General features: G+C 40.5%; 15 protein-coding genes and 3 pseudogenes. 6 read left to right on the forward strand and 12 right to left on the reverse strand.

The genetic code is table 11. The features are described 5' to 3' along the window. The first annotated feature begins 320 nt into the window (after window positions 1-320). The 3 genes from PN838_RS11875 to PN838_RS11885 are packed head-to-tail and all read left to right on the forward strand — an operon-like array spanning window position 321 to window position 2381. Window positions 321-803 carry a hypothetical protein gene (locus PN838_RS11875; protein ID WP_272180803.1) on the forward strand — a complete coding sequence of 161 codons (483 nt, stop codon included), beginning with the start codon at window positions 321-323 and terminating at the stop codon, window positions 801-803. 38 nt (window positions 804-841) lie between these two features. After that, window positions 842-1927: a sensor histidine kinase gene (locus tag PN838_RS11880; RefSeq protein ID WP_272180804.1), complete on the forward strand. Its 1086-nt coding sequence runs from the start codon at window positions 842-844 to the stop codon at window positions 1925-1927. After that, window positions 1917-2381: a hypothetical protein gene (locus tag PN838_RS11885; protein ID WP_272180805.1), complete on the forward strand. Its 465-nt coding sequence runs from the start codon at window positions 1917-1919 to the stop codon at window positions 2379-2381. The genes PN838_RS11880 and PN838_RS11885 overlap by 11 nt, the downstream gene beginning before the upstream one ends. A gap of 80 nt (window positions 2382-2461) precedes the next feature. Here the strand turns inward: PN838_RS11885 and PN838_RS11890 are convergent, their stop codons facing one another. The 4 genes from PN838_RS11890 to PN838_RS11905 are packed head-to-tail and all read right to left on the reverse strand — an operon-like array spanning window position 2462 to window position 4279. Then, window positions 2462-2752 carry a hypothetical protein gene (locus tag PN838_RS11890; protein WP_272180806.1) on the reverse strand — a complete coding sequence of 97 codons (291 nt, stop codon included), beginning with the start codon at window positions 2750-2752 and terminating at the stop codon, window positions 2462-2464. Further along, window positions 2749-3288, reverse strand: a complete 540-nt coding sequence (locus PN838_RS11895) for a type 1 glutamine amidotransferase family protein (RefSeq protein ID WP_272180807.1) — start codon at window positions 3286-3288, stop codon at window positions 2749-2751. Before PN838_RS11895 ends, PN838_RS11890 begins: the two co-directional genes overlap by 4 nt. Further along, the gene (locus PN838_RS11900; RefSeq protein ID WP_272180808.1) at window positions 3282-3938 is read right to left on the reverse strand and encodes a hypothetical protein; all 657 of its coding nucleotides are present in this window, start codon (window positions 3936-3938) and stop codon (window positions 3282-3284) included. The genes PN838_RS11895 and PN838_RS11900 overlap by 7 nt, the downstream gene beginning before the upstream one ends. 23 nt (window positions 3939-3961) lie before the next feature. Then, window positions 3962-4279 (reverse strand): hypothetical protein, encoded by a 318-nt coding sequence (locus PN838_RS11905; protein WP_272180809.1) that lies wholly within the window; start codon window positions 4277-4279, stop codon window positions 3962-3964. Between the two features lie 320 nt (window positions 4280-4599). Between PN838_RS11905 and folE2 the strand changes: the two genes are divergently transcribed. The 3 genes and pseudogenes from folE2 (at window position 4600) to PN838_RS11920 (ending at window position 12178) form a co-directional block, all read left to right on the forward strand. Beyond that, a complete protein-coding gene (gene folE2, locus PN838_RS11910; protein WP_272180810.1) occupies window positions 4600-5520 on the forward strand; it encodes a GTP cyclohydrolase FolE2 in 921 nt (306 codons plus the stop codon). Window positions 5521-6293: 773 nt separating this feature from the next. Further along, window positions 6294-10754 (forward strand): annotated as a pseudogene (gene gltB / locus PN838_RS11915) (glutamate synthase large subunit). A 15-nt stretch (window positions 10755-10769) separates the two neighbouring features. Then, a pseudogene (locus PN838_RS11920) lies at window positions 10770-12178 on the forward strand (FAD-dependent oxidoreductase). Between the two features lie 79 nt (window positions 12179-12257). Here the strand turns inward: PN838_RS11920 and PN838_RS11925 are convergent. The 8 genes and pseudogenes from PN838_RS11925 to PN838_RS11960 form a co-directional block, all read right to left on the reverse strand. Continuing rightward, window positions 12258-12788 (reverse strand): hypothetical protein, encoded by a 531-nt coding sequence (locus PN838_RS11925; protein WP_272180811.1) that lies wholly within the window; start codon window positions 12786-12788, stop codon window positions 12258-12260. A gap of 106 nt (window positions 12789-12894) precedes the next feature. Then, window positions 12895-13305: an energy transducer TonB gene (locus PN838_RS11930; protein ID WP_272180812.1), complete on the reverse strand. Its 411-nt coding sequence runs from the start codon at window positions 13303-13305 to the stop codon at window positions 12895-12897. Window positions 13306-13353: 48 nt separating this feature from the next. After that, a complete protein-coding gene (locus PN838_RS11935; protein WP_272180813.1) occupies window positions 13354-13842 on the reverse strand; it encodes a GNAT family N-acetyltransferase in 489 nt (162 codons plus the stop codon). Window positions 13843-13882: 40 nt separating this feature from the next. Beyond that, window positions 13883-14275: a redoxin domain-containing protein gene (locus PN838_RS11940; protein ID WP_272180814.1), complete on the reverse strand. Its 393-nt coding sequence runs from the start codon at window positions 14273-14275 to the stop codon at window positions 13883-13885. An 8-nt stretch (window positions 14276-14283) separates the two neighbouring features. Beyond that, complete coding sequence (locus PN838_RS11945; protein ID WP_272180815.1) at window positions 14284-14535, reverse strand: hypothetical protein; 252 nt, start codon at window positions 14533-14535, stop codon at window positions 14284-14286. A gap of 77 nt (window positions 14536-14612) precedes the next feature. After that, a complete protein-coding gene (locus PN838_RS11950; RefSeq protein ID WP_272180816.1) occupies window positions 14613-15506 on the reverse strand; it encodes a mechanosensitive ion channel family protein in 894 nt (297 codons plus the stop codon). A gap of 1459 nt (window positions 15507-16965) precedes the next feature. Continuing rightward, a pseudogene (gene ispG, locus PN838_RS11955) lies at window positions 16966-18070 on the reverse strand (flavodoxin-dependent (E)-4-hydroxy-3-methylbut-2-enyl-diphosphate synthase). 22 nt (window positions 18071-18092) lie between these two features. Then, complete coding sequence (locus PN838_RS11960; protein ID WP_272180817.1) at window positions 18093-18827, reverse strand: RodZ domain-containing protein; 735 nt, start codon at window positions 18825-18827, stop codon at window positions 18093-18095. Between the last annotated feature and the right edge of the window lie 2 nt (window positions 18828-18829).

Genomic DNA, 18829 nt, shown 5'->3' on the forward strand with positions numbered 1-18829 from the left:
GGCATCGATGATCCCGAAACAGGGAAAACAAAGATATTTTGTTTCTGTAAAACTGACATGGTCAAACTAACAGCAAAAAATGTTTCGGAAGAACAAAGAATTCTAAATAAAATGGAATTACGGGATTTATTAGCAAAATATAACTACACTGAAAAGCAATTGTTCAAGTTAATTAGTAATTAAACAATGACTAAAATAGTGCTTCGCAGATAAAGATATTTGCTTAATGCTAGCGCGCAATAATTAGCATATATAGATAGAGACCTTGTGAGTAAAAAACCGCTTCATCTTTAAAAACAACAATACTAACCTCCATTTTAATGGTCGGTATTTTGTCATTGGTATTGTCTGTATCCGTTACTATTTATAAGAGTAACGAGCAATATACGCGTGAAGCTTCATTTTTTGTGCAACAAATTGCAAAGATAGTCGCCTATAACTCTATAATCCCCGTTGCCTTCAACCAGCAAGGTGACCTTGACGACAAGCAAAAAGGATTTCTAAATACCATCAATAACATCAAAGAAGTTAGCCATATCCACATTTATCGATATGATGATTTCTCTGAGGAATTAACACTTTTTGCAAGCTACATAAAAAAGGGAGCAACGACACTAAGACCTCAATACAGCAAGGTTAAGACCCTAAAACAACCCGTATTCACGGAACGTTACATCGAATATGCAGAGCCAATTTATGATCATAGCTTTGAGGGTTCTACTCAAAACCCTCCCATTGGCTATGTGTATTTAAGATATGAACTCACCCAATACCTCCAATACAATCAGGAAATGTTAACCTGAATACAATCGTTGCCGCTGTTGTAATCGCGTTAAGTATTTTGGTTTCCTTTTATGTATTAAATAAAGTGGTTGCCCCTATCAACCGCTTTGTCAGAGAAATTCAGTTAATAACCCAAAATAAGGCTTTTGATTCTAGGGTAAAATCCACCAACCTAATTGAAATGAATATGGTGGCTGAATCGATGAATGCGATGTTGGCTAAAATCAATTGGCAGATACATCAATCTGCTCAAGCTGAAAAAGAAATCACCGAGCTGAACCAAAACTTAGAAGAGAAAGTAATCTCACGCACTCAAGCTCTAAGAGATTCAAATCAAGAGCTGCTTGACGCCTTAGAGCAAGTACATCAATACCAATCTCAAGTTATTCAAAGCGAAAAAATGGCTTCATTAGGCCAAATGGTCGCTGGGGTTGCCCACGAAGTAAATACACCAATTGGTTTAGGGGTAACAGCGTCCACAATGCTGAGCGATAAAATTGATGAAATCAGCGAGGCCATGGAGAATCAAAAACTCAGCGCCCGCAAGCTCTCAAACTTTTTGGTCGAAAGCAAAGAAAACACCCAGATTATTTACCGTAATTTGAGTCGAGCAGCGGATTTAATCAGTAGCTTTAAACAAGTTGCCGTAGATCAAAGTGCCGACATAAACAGAGAAGTAAATATAAAGTCATTTTTTGAAGATATTTTATTGTCTCTTAACCCAACATTGAAACAAACCAGTCATGTAATCGATATTGATTGTGACGAAAACCTAGTTATCAAATCTAAACCAGGTCCTCTAAATCAGATAATCATAAATCTGATAATGAACTCCATTATTCATGGTTTTGACCAAATGGACCGTGGCCTAATTTCAATTCGGATAACGCAAAGAGCTAATACGTGTACGATTCATTATTCTGACAATGGCTCTGGTATTGAAGAAAAGATTAAACAAAAAATATTTGACCCGTTTGTAACCACGCGACGCGGTGAAGGCGGCTCTGGACTAGGTATGCACCTTGTGTATAACTTGGTAACGCAAGCGCTAAATGGTCGTATTGAAGTAACTAGCGAACTTGGCAATGGTGCGTCATTTGATATTCAATTTCCAGCAGTTCAGGTTCTTGAATATGAAAGTTAAATATTTGCAGATTTTGCTGTTAGTAAGCTTTCTACTTTTTAATTTGACGTATTCGAAACAAGCAACGGCAAAAACAACCACACCGTTGGAACTGAAAGCGGTTTTAATCTATAAGATCGGCGCTTATTTACGCTCGAGAAATTCCCCAACAATTAAGGACTATTGTTTTGTCGGCGAAAAGGGCAAGGTATTAGCTGACTTGTTAATTGCAATGGTAAAATCCCGAGAGTTACAAAACACCATTAATGTTACGACTGAATCGTCTTTAGAAAAGTTCGGGACTCGCCAATGCCATATACTCTATGTTGCTGATATACCTAAAGACATGGAGCAAAAGCTAGTTTCATTATCCCAGTCAACCTTAACAATTGTTGGCGATGTATCGCAGTTAAAAAAGGTGGGATTGTCAGTATCGAGGTTCAAGGTCGTAAATCGACGCTTTATACAAGTCTGAGCAATTTAAAAACTCCGACATAGAAATCCATTCAAGATTGCTATCGATTATGACCAATGTTGACTAAGTCTGGTTCAAATCTAGATAGGATTAATGTCTAGGTAGTAATCTCGGTAAGAGCAAAAACTATAGTCTTTGCCTGCAACATTCTTTTTGCCCGCCAAGGAAATCGACGTACGGCTTTTGGTTACGTATAAGGTATGTCCGGTCCCCAAAACGGAGTGTTTCATTGTTGCCGAATCTGCCCCAGTTGCACACAACATGTTTACTGTTCTTCTATAATTGTCATTTTTAAACGCGCCGCCACTTTTGATAACAGGCCGAGAACGACTATTGCCACTATATTTCCAGTCCGCAAAACTTATGATCACTTTGTTGTTTCTAAAAAGAGTTTGTCTTCATCTGTCAGGTAATGACTTCTCACTGACAATATTGAATTCTCGAATCCTTTGTCCTTCTCAACTTCGGATAAGTCAAAAATACTGACGCCATTTTCACCAATAACTTCCATTCTTAATGGAATTTCCCTGCTGTCGTCTATACCAATCATCAATGCCGTTCGTTCGTCTATTCCGTAACCCATGATACTTTTAGACTGACTAATCAATTGTATTAAGCGACCTTGTCTACCTCGTTCTGAGAATCGGGTATCGACCACACCAAACGGGAATAACCCCAAGCCACCGTCAGCTATATATGTAGCTTGTCCATCTTTGAATTTTCTTGGGCAATTTTTAATTTTGTCACATTGCTTTAGCGGTGTTTTTGTTTGAAAAGCACCGTAAAGCAACGCCTTGTGACTGTCCCCATCAAGCATCATTACGGGTTTAGAAATAGATGACTGGCCTCCTGCAAATGCCATCGCAGATTCTTGATCCGCAGCAACAACTAATTCGGCTTTTAACATTCTTTGCTGGATTTCGTTAAGAATACTTTTAGCCATAGGATAGTCGTTGATAAAAGCATTTTTAGATGAAAAGCATCGCCCTCAACAAAATAAATCCCCTGTGCTTCAGCCAACATTTCATTTAAGCGCTCAGGCTTTTTACAGATATCTCGTTGATACTCCGTTAATTTAGGGAATATTCGCTGGCGAGCGTATTGTTGTAATAACGATTGTCGGTAGTCTTCGAGTTTGTCACAGGCTTCAGCATCTTGATTCTGATTATTGGCTTCAATCGCAGCAAACAACGCCAAATCAGCAGGTAGCCAAGTAACGTCAGCGCCGAGCTCTTCAAATAGCTGAGTATATAAATCAACAGGCTCAAACTGGTCACGGTTTGCAGCAGTGACGATGACAATTTTAGGTTGTTTGCTAGAGGTTAGTGTTTTGCTCTGGCGAACAAACTCCCTTAGTACCTTTAACGAAAAATGACTTTTACTGTTTTTAATATCGACCTTTATTTTCCGATGTTCGTCTGAACTCAAAATATTATGTTCAATATTACCCATTTGTAAGATATCGAGCATGGTATGAAACTCAACATCTTGCAAAGACTGCAGTAAATCAGAACCACGTAGTTTTTTGCCTTTATCGGTAATCTCTGCATCGCGCAATGCGGTCAGTAATTGACGACGAGTCAGTACGCCTTTTGTTCGGCTATGGGCTTGTTTAACCGCTTCGATAAGTTGATTTTTTCAATGATTCGAGCCGGTGACCAGATGGTGCGTTGTAATTCGGCAATTCGGCTTTCATCGATAAAGTAGGCATAATCAACATGATCTTCTGAGGAAAGTTTTAATGGTTTAGTACATTCTCGTATTGATTGACTCGTGCAAAATTCGAGTCCCCCACCAATAAGCATTAGCGAATAGTCAGCCTTCCCGTTAGCAGCTGGGCTTGCCATAACAAATGACATTAATGTCAATCCTACAACACTTCCGGTCAACCATCTCATACTCACAACATTCCTCTGTTTGTTTTATGCCCAACTAACGTCTACTTTACGATCCATTGGCTACAATTTAAATGTTTATTATACCCAACTGATTTTTAAACCTTGAAATAGTGATCCAGCGAACACATTTCAACGTATATACATACATCTATAGCACCAAAACTAAGATATTCCGAAAAATCTATACCCGACTAACTTACTAGGGTATTCGAATGCTTGGAATTATGATATAAACGCATCTTAATTTTGAACTTAATTTTTTAAAGAGCCTCTCTCTGACACCCGAGGGCTTTTTGCTGACTTTTTAATGTGGAGTTTCCATGCCAACCAAAATGCCAGATATTGCAAACCAAGCACAAGCACAAACTGAAGGCGTGCTCGATTGGGTAGGAATGAGCAATATTGAAATGCCAATCATGGTGGAAATGCAAGGCGAAAGCCGACCTGTATCGGCACTGGTCGAAGCATTTGTAAATTTAAACCAACCTAAAGCCAAAGGCATTCATATGTCACGCCTTTATTTAATGTTGGATGAACTTTCAGTTGAAAGCGCGTTAAACCAATCTAATTTGGTTAAATTGCTTAATAACTTCATTGTAAGCCACGAAGACTTAAGCAACAGTGCACATGTTAAATTTGAATTTGATTATCACCTTAGACGAAAATCTTTGATTAGCGGTAAATTAGGCTGGAAAGCTTACCCAGTAGTGATTACGGGTAACTTAACGGAAGGCGAATTTGATATTGAACTTGCCGTTAAAGTTCCATATTCATCAACGTGCCCATGCTCAGCCGCATTAGCCCGTCAATTAATTCAAAATGCATTTAACGAAAAATTCAGTGGTGAAGTTAATGCTGAAGACGTTCGCAATTGGTTAGGTACAACGGAAGGCATTGTTGCGACACCGCACAGCCAACGTTCTATTGCTGAAGTTAAAGTAAAGTTAGCCGCGTCAGTGGATGACTTTCCAATCGTCGACTTGGTTGATGCCATCGAAGATGCGTTACAAACACCTGTTCAAGCGGCAGTTAAACGCGAAGATGAACAAGAGTTTGCGAGATTAAATGGCCAAAACTTGATGTTTTGTGAAGACGCAAGTCGACGCATTAAACATGCACTTAACCATATAGATGGTTACCGTGACTTTTGGTTGCGCGTTAATCATTATGAATCGCTTCATGCCCACGACGCAGTATCGGTTGCAAGCAAAGGCGTTTCTGGTGGTTACTCATCTAGATAGTTGATGTCTGTATAACTGGTTATTCTGACGCATCAATAAGCTCATTAAATTAAGCCCGAAACACTCGGGCTTTTTGTGTTTGGTTTTTAGGTTCGGCCAAACCACTTCATAACCCACAATACGTAAATCTTCACAATTAGAAGTTCCTTCTATATATAGCAGACTAAAATTAAGTGTTATCAAATTAGGAAAATTACCATTTTAATGGCCAACAAACTTAATAGGGTCGATAACCGCTGCCTATTATTTAGCAAAAACGTGATTTATTACCTCATCACTAATTTAACCCTATCCGTTTTATCTAAATAACGACCAAAGTTAAATCGTCAAAACCTAAGTAAATTTAAAAAAATTAAATTAGAAATATGTATGTCACAAAATTATGGTTTATTCTGACCAGATCAATGCTAATGTGAGTAATACTATTCAATATTAAAAAATCTTATTTGGTTGATTACTTTTATTAAAATATGCACATTTCTGTAAATAAATTACAGAAAATACTGACATAACACCAAATCAACACCATAATCACTCTAACTTATGAAATTTTATTTCTTCTTATTTAGAGTATTTATCCTATTTTGATATTGACCTGATGCGTAAATCTGGTTATGTTGTTCGGCCGTTTGAATTTTATAACCATAAAAGTGAATTTAAATTCACATCATGCAGCTACACAACAACATTAACAGGTGAAATACACCGGCTACTGCAAGGTTAGGAAGGAGGATACCAGAGTGAACAACAATGGTTCTAAACAGATTCAGCTAATGCACAACAGCCAAGACGTTCGCGAGAACTGTGGTTTTGGTTTAATTGCACACCTTGAAGGTGAAGCGAGTCACAAAATTGTACGCACTGCCATTACGAGCTTAGACCGTATGCAACACCGTGGAGGCATCTCTGCGGACGGTAAAACAGGTGATGGTTGTGGATTATTGATCCAAAAACCTGACGCGTTTTTTCGCGCGATAGCTGAAGAGCAAAATTGGCATCTAGGTAAAAAATACGGCGTAGGCACGATATTTTTAAGCCAAGATCCTATCAGGGCAGCAAAAGCAAAAGAGATCATCCAACAAGAAATCGAAAACGAGATGTTGGAACTTGTCGGTTGGCGCGTTATGCCGACTAATAAGGAAGTTCTCGGCCAAATTGCCGCTGATCAATTGCCTCAAATTGAACAAGTGTTTATCAATGCACAACTATAGGCTGGCGTAAGAAAGACTTTGAACGCCGCTTATATATGGCAAGACGCCGTATTGAAAAACAACTGTTAGACGATCCAGATTTCTACATACCGAGCCTTAGCTGTTTAGTTACAGTCTATAAAGGGCTAGTGATGCCTAAAGATCTGCCTAAATTCTATTTAGATTTAGCAGACATTAGAATGGAAACTGCAATTTGTGTATTCCACCAACGTTTCTCAACGAACACCACTCCGCAATGGAAACTTGCGCAGCCGTTCCGTTATTTAGCGCACAATGGTGAAATCAATACCATCAAAGGTAACCGTCAGTGGGCAGAAGCTCGCGAGTACAAATTCCGTTCGCCTTTGATCCCTGATCTTCAAGACGCAGCACCATTTGTCAGTAAGACAGGTTCAGACTCAGCATCTCTTGATAATATGTTGGAGCTATTTTTAGCCGGTGGTATGGACTTGTTCCGTGCTATGCGTCTATTAGTGCCACCTGCATATCAAAATCATCCTAAAATGGATAACAAGCTTAAAGCATTCTACGAATTTAATTCCATGCATATGGAACCGTGGGATGGCCCAGCCGGTATCGTTTTAACCAACGGTCGCCACGTAGCTTGTAACTTAGACCGTAATGGTCTTCGTCCAGCTCGTTATACGATTACCAAAAATAAGATCCTGACGTTAGCGTCGGAGTCTGGCATTTGGGATTACACCCCTGACGAAGTTATTGAACAAGGTCGAGTTGGCCCTGGACAAATGTTAGCGGTTGATACTTATGTAGGTAAAGTGTGGCACTCGGATGAAATCGACAACGATTTAAAAGAACGTTTACCGTATGAAGAATGGTTGAAGAAAAACATCAATCATTTAAAACCGTTTGAAGAGTGTGATGGCAACGAAATTGGTCAACGTCTATTTGATGACGAAACCCAAGCTGTCTACCACAAACTGTTTAATTACTCGTTTGAAGAAATTGACCAAATCATTAAGGTTCTTGCCAAAGATGGGCAAGAAGCCACTGGCTCTATGGGTGACGACGCCCCTATGGCCGTTATGTCGAAGAAAAACGTAACTTCTATGACTACTTCCGTCAGTTATTTGCGCAGGTAACAAACCCGCCAATTGACCCGTTACGTGAAAGTCATGTTATGTCTTTGGCAACCTGTATTGGTCGTGAACAAAACGTGTTTAACGAAACGTCTGGTTATGCCAACCGTGTGTTATTCCAATCGCCTGTGCTGATGTACACCGACTTGGACCAATTACGTGAATACGATGAAGAACACTACCGTACAGAAACAATTTCAATATTGTTCAACCCAGAACAAACCGACCTGAAATCGGCAATTGAGGCAGTTTGTACTCAAGCCATTGAAGCGGCTCGTGATAGAAATGCAGCGATATTAATTTTATCTGACCGCGCGATTGAAAAAGGTCTCGTACCAATCCCTGCAGCTATGGCTGTTGGTGCAGTACAAAATGCGTTAGTCACAAACAACTTACGCTGTGATGCCAATATGGTTGTCGAAACAGCTTCAGTTCGTGATTCACATCACTTTGCTGTGTTATTAGGTTTAGGCGCAACTGCTATTTATCCTTACATGGCCTATGAAACCGTTGAACAGTTTGTCGAAAACGGCAGCATTGATATTCCTGTTAAACAAGCGGTATTAAACTACCGTAAAGGCATCAATAAAGGCCTTTACAAGATTATGTCGAAAATGGGTATCTCAACGATTGCAAGTTACCGTTGTTCTAACCTATTTGAAGCCGTTGGTTTAAGCACAGAAATCATGGAGTTGTGTTTCCCTAACATCACTTCAAGAATTGAAGGTGCAAGTTTTGACGATGTTCATCAAGATTTGATGCAACTTGGTAAAATTGCTTGGTTGAAGCGCAAAACAATTGATCACGGTGGACTATTAAAATACGTTCATGGTGGTGAATACCATGCCTATAACCCAGACGTTGTAACTACTCTGCAAACAGCAGTTAAGTCTGGCGATTACGGCGACTACCAGAAATTTGCTCAGTTGGTAAATGGACGTAGTCCTGCGCACTTCCGTGACTTGATGCAACTGAAACAGCAAGACTCAATCTCGATTGACGATGTTGTACCAGCTAAAAATTTATTTCCTCGTTTTGATACTGCCGCCATGTCGATAGGGGCATTAAGCCCTGAAGCTCACGAAGCTCTGGCTCAAGCGATGAATAAATTAGGCGGGTTCTCTAACTCTGGTGAAGGTGGTGAAGACCCTCGCCGTTTTGGAACCGACAAAAACTCACGTATTAAACAAATCGCGTCTGGCCGCTTTGGTGTAACACCTCATTACTTACGTAATGCTGATGTACTACAAATCAAAGTTGCTCAAGGTGCAAAACCATAGGTGAAGGCGGACAATTACCATAGGTGATAAAGTAACAGCTGAAATCGCGAAACTCCGTTTCTCGGTGCAAGGTGTTACGTTAATCTCACCACCACCACACCACGATATCTATTCAATTGAAGATTTAGCTCAGCTTATTTTCGATTTGAAACAGGTTAATCCAAAAGCACTAGTGTCCGTTAAACTCGTATCTGAACCAAGGTGTTGGTACGATTGCCACCGGTGTTGCAAAAGCAAATGCTGATTTAATCACGATTTCTGGTTTTGACGGCGGAACCGCTGCAAGTCCATTAACATCGGTTAAATATGCTGGTAGCCCTTGGGAACTTGGCTTGTCTGAGACTCACCAAGCGTTAGTAGAAAACGGCCTGCGCCATAAAGTTCGCGTTCAAGTCGATGGCGGTTTAAAAACTGGTCTAGACGTAGTTAAAGGCGCTATTTTAGGCGCGGAAAGCTTTGGTTTTGGTACCGGACCTATGGTTGCGTTAGGCTGTAAATTCCTACGTATATGCCATCTAAATAACTGTGCGACCGGTGTTGCAACTCAAGACGAAACACTGCGTAAAGAATATTTTGCTGGCTTGCCAAAAATGGTTGAAAACTATTTTGTGTCGATGGCACGTGAAGTACGTGAAATCATGGCTTCATTAGGTATAGCTAAGTTTGAAGACTTAATTGGTCGTACTGACTTACTAGAGATTTTATCTGGTGATACCAAGAAACAAAATAAATTGGAATTACGCGGTATTTTAGCGTCCAGTGGTGTTACGTCAGAATTCCCAAGTTACTGTGTGGCAGAAAATACGCCATTAGATAATGGTGCCTTGAATCAACTTATCGTAGCTGACACCAAAGATATGGTCGCAAATAAGACAGGTGGCTCTCTGCACTATGACATTCGAAATACTGACCGCTCTGTTGGCGCGACGCTTTCGGGAGAAGTTGCAGATCATCACGGAAATCAAGGTATGGCGACAGACCCTATTTCAATCACCTTTACCGGAACAGCCGGTCAAAGCTTTGGTGTTTGGAATGCGGGTGGCGTTTATCTTCGTCTCATTGGCGACGCCAATGATTACGTGGGTAAAGGTATGACCGGCGGTATTTTAACAATACACCCTCCAAAAGGTGTTCGTTATATCAGCCATAAGTCAGTCATTATGGGTAATACCTGTTTATATGGTGCAACAGGCGGCAAATTATTAGCTGCAGGCTGTGCTGGTGAACGTTTTGCAGTACGAAATTCAGGAACGATTGCCGTCATTGAAGGCGCAGGCGACAACGCTTGTGAATACATGACAGGCGGTGTTGTTGTCGTACTTGGTGAAACAGGCGTCAACTTCGGTGCAGGTATGACAGGCGGATTCGCTTATCTACTTGATGAAGATAATGACTTAGCACAACGTTTAAATGGCGATTTAATCGAATCATTAGATATCGATATGCCAATTCATATTGAAAATCTTCGCGGATTAATCAACGACCACTTTGAAGAAACGCAAAGTGAACGTTCACAACATATTTTAGCGAATTTTGAAGAATGGTTACCTAAGTTTAAACTTGTTAAGCCAAAAACGTCAGACGTCAATCAATTGTTAGGCCACCGCCATCGCTCATCAGCTGAGCTGCGTGTGCAGGCGATGTAGGGTGAGGAATTAGACATGAGTCAAAACGTATATCAATTTATCGACGTAAAACGAATCGACCCAACTAAACACCCAGTTAAGGTGCGTAAAGAAGAGTTTATAGAAATCTATCAACCTCTTAACGAGCCTCAAGCTAAAGGCCAAGCCGACCGTTGTTTAGATTGTGGTAACCCATATTGTGAATGGAAATGTCCAGTACATAACTACATTCCACAATGGTTAAAACTTGCTAATGAAGGCAAAATTATTGAAGCGGCTGAATTGTCGCACAAAACCAATAGCTTGCCGGAAGTATGTGGCCGAGTATGTCCTCAAGACCGTTTATGTGAAGGCGCTTGTACGCTTAACGACGATTTTGGTGCAGTTACTATCGGAAGTATTGAAAAATACATTACCGATACTGCATTTGAGATGGGCTGGCGTCCAAGCATTGAAGGTGTAGAGAAAACCGACAAACGTGTTGCCGTAATTGGCGCAGGTCCCGCTGGACTTTCTTGTGCCGACGTATTAATACGTAACGGTGTAACGCCAGTAGTATTTGATAAATACGAAGAAATCGGTGGTCTTCTGACCTTTGGTATTCCTTCTTTCAAATTAGAAAAAGAAGTCATCACACGTCGTAGAGAAATCTTTGAATCGTTAGGTGTCGAATTTGTTCTAAATACCGAAGTGGGTAAAGACATCGAATTCCAAACATTATTAGACGAATACGATGCAGTATTTTTAGGTGTTGGTACGTACAAAAACTTAAAAGGTGGTTTCCCTAATGAAAACGCACCTATAGTGTATTTGACGCATTGCCATACTTAATTTCAAATACGCGCAAAGTCATGGGAAAAAATGATGATTGCATCGACTTTGAAGGTAAAAAGTCGTTGTTCTAGGTGGTGGTGATACTGCAATGGACTGTGTCCGTACTGCGATTCGCCAAGAAGCCACTGACGTTGTTTGTGCCTATCGTCGTGATGAAGCGAACATGCTAGGGTTCTGCACGTGAAGTTCAAAATGCCAAAGAAGAAGGTGTTGAGTTCATGTGGAACGTGCAACCAATTTCAGTAGAAATTGACGCCGATGGCAACGCTTGTGGTGTTAAATTTGTTAAAACTCAACTTGGGAAACCTGATGCTAATGGTCGTCGCCGTCCAGAAGCAATTGAAGGTTCTGAGCACATTGTTGAAGCAGATGCCGTCGTCCAAGCTTTTGGTTTCCAACCACTTAATCTTGAATGGTTAACGCCATATGGGGTTGAGCTTACGGCTTGGAATACCATTAAGGCACAGGAAGACTCGCCATTCCCGTACCAAACATCTAACCCTAAAATCTTTGCTGGCGGCGATATCGTCCGTGGTGCAGATTTAGTTGTTACGGCAATAGCTGAAGGCCGCAAAGCTGCTGAAGGCATGTTGGACATGTTAGAAGTTTAATAACGGATTCTAAATCCTTAAAAACGCGCTCTGGATAACATTGCGCGTTTTTTATGTCTGTAATTCTGATACCAATGATTTAACGTCGGTCTTTCACTAGCTGCTGCCTCAACGCATTTAACGCTTGTACTGAAAAACCTCTGTCATAAAAATAAGTTATCATGCCCGACTTATCTAACAAAACGACCCGAGCATTATTACCGTTTTCATTGCCGGTAAACTGCTGAACCTTTTCTCCATCGTTGTAAACCGTAATGACGCCCTTCCAAAGTTCTTTTGGGATCCCTTTGCGCATACCTTCATCAATTAATGGACTGAACATTCTAGGAAATAAGCCTTGGATGGTTGGAATTTCATATACGTCAACAAGTGTTTCTGTCATATCCAAGCCGATTAGCCATCGGTCGATATCAAACTGTGATGCCTGTTTATAGCCGATAAGCAATAGGGTGTTGTTGCCACTGAAATGTTTTGGGATCTCGATGAGTTCATCGGACAGGCTAGTCCCTTCGACCAATGGAAAAGCTTTGCCTAGTATTTGCTGATTTTGATAAGTGGTTGAACAAGCTTGTAATAATAACGTTAGAAAACTGATTAATAGGTACTTCATAACACACCAAGTTTTAGGAATTTAATGGCTATACGTTTGAAACACTAAAAAAGCCCAAAAATATTTTATTTATGGGCTTTCAGACTTAATCTAATTTTGAATTTTATTAGCCTAGTCTAAAATCAAGCCTAACGTTTAAACACTTTGAAGCAACGGTTTTCCCATCTTCCACTGCGGGCTTATAGAGCCATTTTGACAACGAAGCTTTGGCTGCAGAAACAAACAAATCTGATGGATAAGATTCAGTTACCCTGATGTTGCTCGTTTTGCCATTTTTGGTGACATCAAAATCCATGACCACATATCCGCCTAACCCGGCTCTTGCTGCTTTAACAGGATATTTAGGTTCGACCCGGATAATTGGAGTAACACTCGGGTTTTGCTCTTTATTAGCGTCACACAGCGATGCAGTTTTGATTGTGCCATTAGCAACTGAGCTAGTTGTTGGCGCTGAATTAGTCGTCGCGCATCCCGACAAGCCAAGTGTGATAACAGCAATTATTCCACATAATTTCATTGGTACGTTCGTCCTTAAATATTAAGAATTGTCTAAGCTAAATGAGGTTCAGGTAAGTTGCAAGTTTAACGTCGGCAACATGCGTCCAGGAATACTGCCAGATTCCAATTTACTGGACAGTGTCATGCCCATTGCCAAATAAAATCCCTCCGCGTTTGGATCACTTTGCACAGTGATTGACTCGGCACGATATGATTTAGCCTGCTCGACAACGTCACAGAACAACTGCTTACCAATTCCAAATCCAATAAACTCAGGGTCAATGAATAAGGCGTCGAGTGAAATATCTCGAAGATGAGTGTTTTCCAAAATTGAGAAACCAACAACCTGTCCGTCGAATTCAGCTACACGATAGACAAAGTTCTCGCGTGCTAGTTTCTCCTTAGACTGTGACAGCTCTTCAACGCAGTCTGCCATAAACTGTTGGTCGTAACCCCAATGGGCTTTTGACTTCAATGCAATGTTTGTAAGCACACTCGCCTCAACGAGTTTGGCGTTCCTAACTGAGGCTTGTAAGTTTAAATTGAGATTAGTCATCACTTATTATCAAATGTGAATACAATTATATAACCGCAGGTCACTTCATAGACTTTATAGATTGCATTGCCTGTTTGGCGTTTTTAAGCAGTATTTGTTCATCTACTCGAACCTGATATTTCGGGCTGATATATTGATAATGCACTTTACCTTTTTGGTCAAAAATATACACCGCCGGAACCGGCAAGGAAACTCGCGAATCACCATTAATATCGATAAACGGCACACCAAGTTTATTGCGGTATTTTGCTTCAACTTCTTTATCTAAAAAGTACGCTAATCCTAGCGCCTTTGACAGTTCAAGTTTGTTGTCCGTTAATAATGTGTAGCTAATGCCATCTTGTTGTTTCATGTCCTTGATGTTTTTGTTCGAATCAGGGGATACCGCAATAAGTTGAAAACCAAGTGCTGTTAACTGCTTTTCAATTTTCATCAAACGATTTAACTGCGCGTTACAATAAGGGCACCAACCCCGCGATAAACAATAAGAATCGTGGGTTTGCTGGACAATACATCATCGGTACATACCGTTTTCTGGTCGATATCCTCTAAACAGACATTATCCAAAGCTTGCCCGCGCTTCATAGGTTTAACAAACTCTTCTGCTTCGGCAATACCAATATGTTCAACGCTTGCGGCAATAGCCATAAACGAAGAAAAAACCAATAATGTTGCGATAAATATCTTATTCATTGAATCAACTCCGTTTACTAAAGTAACTTGGGACAGGTGCGATGAAAGTTCAACTAGCCCTATCCCAAAATTGTTAATTATGCTGCATTGCCCGAGACAATATGTATATCTCTTTGCGGGAATGGGATCTTGATATTGTGTTGGTGCAACAACTCATAGATCATTTTGTTCGTCTCAAAACGCGTTGTATGCAATCCTACCGTTGCCGTCCAAAGTCTGATGCCGATGTTTATCGAACTGTCAGCAAATTGGTCTATGCCAACCTCAGGCGCTTTATTTGAGCTTACAACATCCATTTCTGCTAATGCTTTTTGGATTAACTCAACCACTTCAAGTGGGTTATGGCTGTAATCAATGCCTACCGACAACTCTAGCAAGGTATCTGATTTTGAATTATGCAGAATTTCACCAACGATATGTTTGTTAGGAATTATGATTTCAGCGCCATCCTCATCAACAACGATGGTGTAAGCAAGCAGCACTTCCTGAACAACTCCGGTAACACCCTGCACGGTCAAGGTATCGCCAACAACAAAAGGACGGATCATGATGATATTAAATCCAGCCGCATAGTTGGCTAATAATCCCTGCAATGCCAAGCCAGCACCTAATGACGCAGCACCAATCGCAGCAACAAACGGGGTAACACTGATCCCTAACTTGCCTAATGCAATGATAAGCACCATAACAACAAACAACATTTTAGATGTGTTTGATAAAAATCGACTCAACGTAATGTCTAGTTTATTGCGTTCACAAATGGCTAAAACCATATTGCCAACTTTACCGGCAATCATGTATCCGATGATAAAAATGATAAATGCGCCAACGAGTTGAAAGCTATAGTTTGTAAAAAACTCGATCATGATGTCGTAAATTTTGGCCACTTGATCTATTTCATTTTTTAGAAGATCTGCTGCGGCAAGTGATTCTTGTGATTGTTGCTTAACCACTTCAGTAGTTGAATCCATGGAGTTACCTATTGATTACCAAGACTAATATAACAGAGTAGCGATTCAATCTTCTGCCTGCAAGGCAAACAATCCAACTTAACTTCCTCTGCACTTGGTTGGAGGTTCTGAATATCGCTTAGGCTCTACTAATTTTACAAGCTAGGGAATGACGTTTTATAGAAAGGATCGTCATTCCAAAATCGCCCCAGCGATATTTGGGATGACGTTTTTTGTTCTGATTATTATGAACCAATTTAAAGCGAATTATGAAATTCCTCTGCACTTGGTTGGAGGTTCCTAATATCGCTTAGGCTCTTTTGGAATGACGTTTTTTGTTCTGAAGTTATGAGTTAATTGAAGGCGGATTATGAAATTCCTCTGCACTCGGTTGGAGGTTCCTAATATCGCTTAGGCTCGACTAATTTTACAAGCTTGGGAATGACGTTTTATAGAAAGAATCGTCATTCCAAAATCGCCCCAGCGATATTTGGAATCTCCAACAATCGACTCTGAAAGTAAAAATATTTTGATGCGCTATACACTGGTGTTACTAGCAACATTCAAGCATTCTTTTGTGTGAACTATGAACTTCCTCTGCACTCGGTTGGAGGTTCCAAATATCGCTTAGGCTCTTTTGGAATTACGTTTTTTGTTCTGATTATTTTGAGCTAATTTTGGGCGAATTATGAAATTCCTCTGCACTTGGTTGGAGGTTCCTAATATCGCTTAGGCTCTTTTGGAATGACGTTTTTTGTTCTGAAGTTATGAGTTAATTGAAGGCGGATTATGAAATTCCTCTGCACTTGGTTGGAGGTTCCTAATATCGCTTAGGCTCGACTAATTTTACAAGCTTGGGAATGACGTTTTTTGTTCTGAAGTTATGAGTTATTGCACCTAAAGTTCAGGCTGCATTTCCCTTCGTCTAAATTCCCCTTAGTTGAGATTTATATCTCGAAGTGAACGGCAGGGACGCCGTTGCAAGGAATGTATTCATGGACGAATTTACATTCCGTCTTCGACGATAATATAAAAATCAAATAAGGATTAGGGATTTGGCCGAAAGCGGCCTTTTGCCTACATGATCTTAGAAACAAAGAGCGGCTGTTGCAAAAGTAAGGTCGACGCAGTCGAAATAGCCGCCTGCAGGGCAAAGAAAGGCGCAGCCTGCAAAGCGAATTATGAAATTCCTCTGCACTTGGTTGGAGGTTCCTAATATCGCTTAGGCTCTTTTGGAATGACGTTTTTTGTTCTGAAGTTATGAGTTAATTGAAGGCGGATTATGAAATTCCTCTGCACTCGGTTGGAGGTTCCAAATATCGCTAATGCTCTTTTGGAATGACGTTTTCTGTTCTGAAATTATGAGTCAATTTAGGGCGAATTATGAAATTCCTCTGCACTTGGTTGGAGGTTCCAAATATCGCTAATGCTCTTTTGGATGACGTTTTCTGTTCTGAAATTATGAGGTAATTAAAAGCGACTACTCAACGTTCGTCGCTGGAATTTTATTGGCAATAAATTCTCGAATTTCAGATTCAAGCTCTTCAACGATATTATCATTATTGAAGCGTTTTTTCTGGCGAACACCATTTAAGTAAAACCCGCTGCGTTTGTTTGCACCGGCAAGACCTAAATCGGAAACCAGAGCCTCACCTGGACCATTTACAACACAACCGATAACTGACACGGTCACAGGTTCAATTACGTCTTCTAGTCGCTCTTCAAGTTGATTCATGGTGGTTACCACATCAAACTCTTGGCGAGAGCAACTCGGGCACGCTATAAAGTTAATGCCACGTGCTCGAATGCCTAATGACTTTAATATATCGAAACCCACTTTGATTTCTTCAACTGGATCAGCCGCTAGAGAGATCCGTAACGTATCGCCAATGCCTTCTGCTAACAACATTCCGAGTCCAACCGCTGATTTAACCGCACCTGAACGGAAGCCACCAGCTTCAGTAATACCAAGATGCAAAGGTTGGTCTATTTTTTGTGCAAGCAAACGATAAGCACCAACGGCCAAATGAACGTCCGACGCTTTAACACTTACTTTGAAGTTGTGAAAATCGTGACGTTGTAATATTTCTACATGACGCATTGCCGATTCAACAAGTGCTTCGGGAGTTGGCTCTTTGTATTTTTCTTGAATATCTTTTTCTAATGATCCGCCATTAACACCGATCCGTATAGGGATGTTCTTTTCTTTGGCAACGTCGATTACCGCTTTAATACGCTCTTCATTACCGATATTACCTTGGATTAATACGCAAACAATCGACACCGTATTCGGCAACTTTAAGTGCAATTCGATAATCAAAATGAATATCTGCAACCAAAGGGATGGTCACACGTTGTTTAATTTCTTTAAATGCTTCTGCAGCTTCCATCGTTGGAACAGATACACGGACAATGTCTGCCCCGGCATTTTGTATCGCTTCAATTTGAGCAACCGTAGCATCAACATCCAAAGTATTGGTATTTGTCATTGATTGCACAGCTATTGGTGCATCACCACCCACCGGTACATTACCAACCATAACCTGAGTGGATTTACGTCGCTTAATCGGGTTTTCGCCAAACATCGGGATCTCTTATTCTGTAAATTTAATTATTTGCTAATTCTGCTGCGTCTAACTCAAAACGAGCGACACGATTACGTGGGTAACGATTGGTATCAAACTTTTTGCCGTCGACCCAAATAGTCACACCAACTGGGTTACCAAGTAAAACGCTAAACGGTCCCTGTGCATTTAATGTCATTCTATAGCCTGCAGGTTTATTCCCTACCGCAATGCGCTCTTCGTTAATATCATATACTTCCACCCAGCATTCGTTTTCGAACAACATTTCCACTTTCATGAAACCTTCTTCGTCAACTTCGCCTACATCGGCCAAAAGCGCGGTTTGAGCAGCGGTTAATTCCATTGGCGCTGCTGCGTCTGTATTTTCTTGCGATGATTCGTTAGCTGCTACAGTTGTTAAGTCATCAGCTGGTGTTGCTTCTATTGCAGGTTCAATTTCATCATCTTGTATAGCATCGGTTTGCGCTGCATTAGTATTAAACGAATTGACTAAATCTGCGTCATTTGACTCGTCCATTGATGACGCAATATTATCGACTTGTTCAACTTCCTGAGCAACAACCACAGTGTTGTTTTCATTACCACCGGCCAACGGCGCGATGTCGGTATTGTTTGAGTCTTGATACCACCAAAGAATTAGCGCGAATACCAATACACTTAATATTATCCAACTAACCAATTTTAAACGGCGTTCAAAAGCCTGTTTTTTGGTTCTTTTAGAAAAAGACTGCATTTCTTGTTTAGACATTTCTGGCATTT

The sequence above is a fragment of the Psychrosphaera algicola genome (genome assembly GCF_028401425.1).
In the GTDB taxonomy this organism is placed as follows: domain Bacteria; phylum Pseudomonadota; class Gammaproteobacteria; order Enterobacterales; family Alteromonadaceae; genus Psychrosphaera; species Psychrosphaera algicola.

Coding starts and splice junctions, on each gene's coding strand:
- PN838_RS11940 (WP_272180814.1), bottom strand. CDS start 14,275: ATGAAAATTGAAAAGCAGTTAACAGCACTTGGTTTTCAACTTATTGCG.
- PN838_RS11960 (WP_272180817.1), bottom strand. CDS start 18,827: ATGCCAGAAATGTCTAAACAAGAAATGCAGTCTTTTTCTAAAAGAACC.
- PN838_RS11905 (WP_272180809.1), bottom strand. CDS start 4,279: ATGAGATGGTTGACCGGAAGTGTTGTAGGATTGACATTAATGTCATTT.
- PN838_RS11950 (WP_272180816.1), bottom strand. CDS start 15,506: ATGGATTCAACTACTGAAGTGGTTAAGCAACAATCACAAGAATCACTT.
- PN838_RS11945 (WP_272180815.1), bottom strand. CDS start 14,535: ATGAATAAGATATTTATCGCAACATTATTGGTTTTTTCTTCGTTTATG.
- folE2 (WP_272180810.1), top strand. CDS start 4,600: ATGCCAACCAAAATGCCAGATATTGCAAACCAAGCACAAGCACAAACT.
- PN838_RS11885 (WP_272180805.1), top strand. CDS start 1,917: ATGAAAGTTAAATATTTGCAGATTTTGCTGTTAGTAAGCTTTCTACTT.
- PN838_RS11895 (WP_272180807.1), bottom strand. CDS start 3,288: ATGTTAAAAGCCGAATTAGTTGTTGCTGCGGATCAAGAATCTGCGATG.
- PN838_RS11875 (WP_272180803.1), top strand. CDS start 321: ATGGTCGGTATTTTGTCATTGGTATTGTCTGTATCCGTTACTATTTAT.
- PN838_RS11935 (WP_272180813.1), bottom strand. CDS start 13,842: ATGACTAATCTCAATTTAAACTTACAAGCCTCAGTTAGGAACGCCAAA.
- PN838_RS11925 (WP_272180811.1), bottom strand. CDS start 12,788: ATGAAGTACCTATTAATCAGTTTTCTAACGTTATTATTACAAGCTTGT.
- PN838_RS11930 (WP_272180812.1), bottom strand. CDS start 13,305: ATGAAATTATGTGGAATAATTGCTGTTATCACACTTGGCTTGTCGGGA.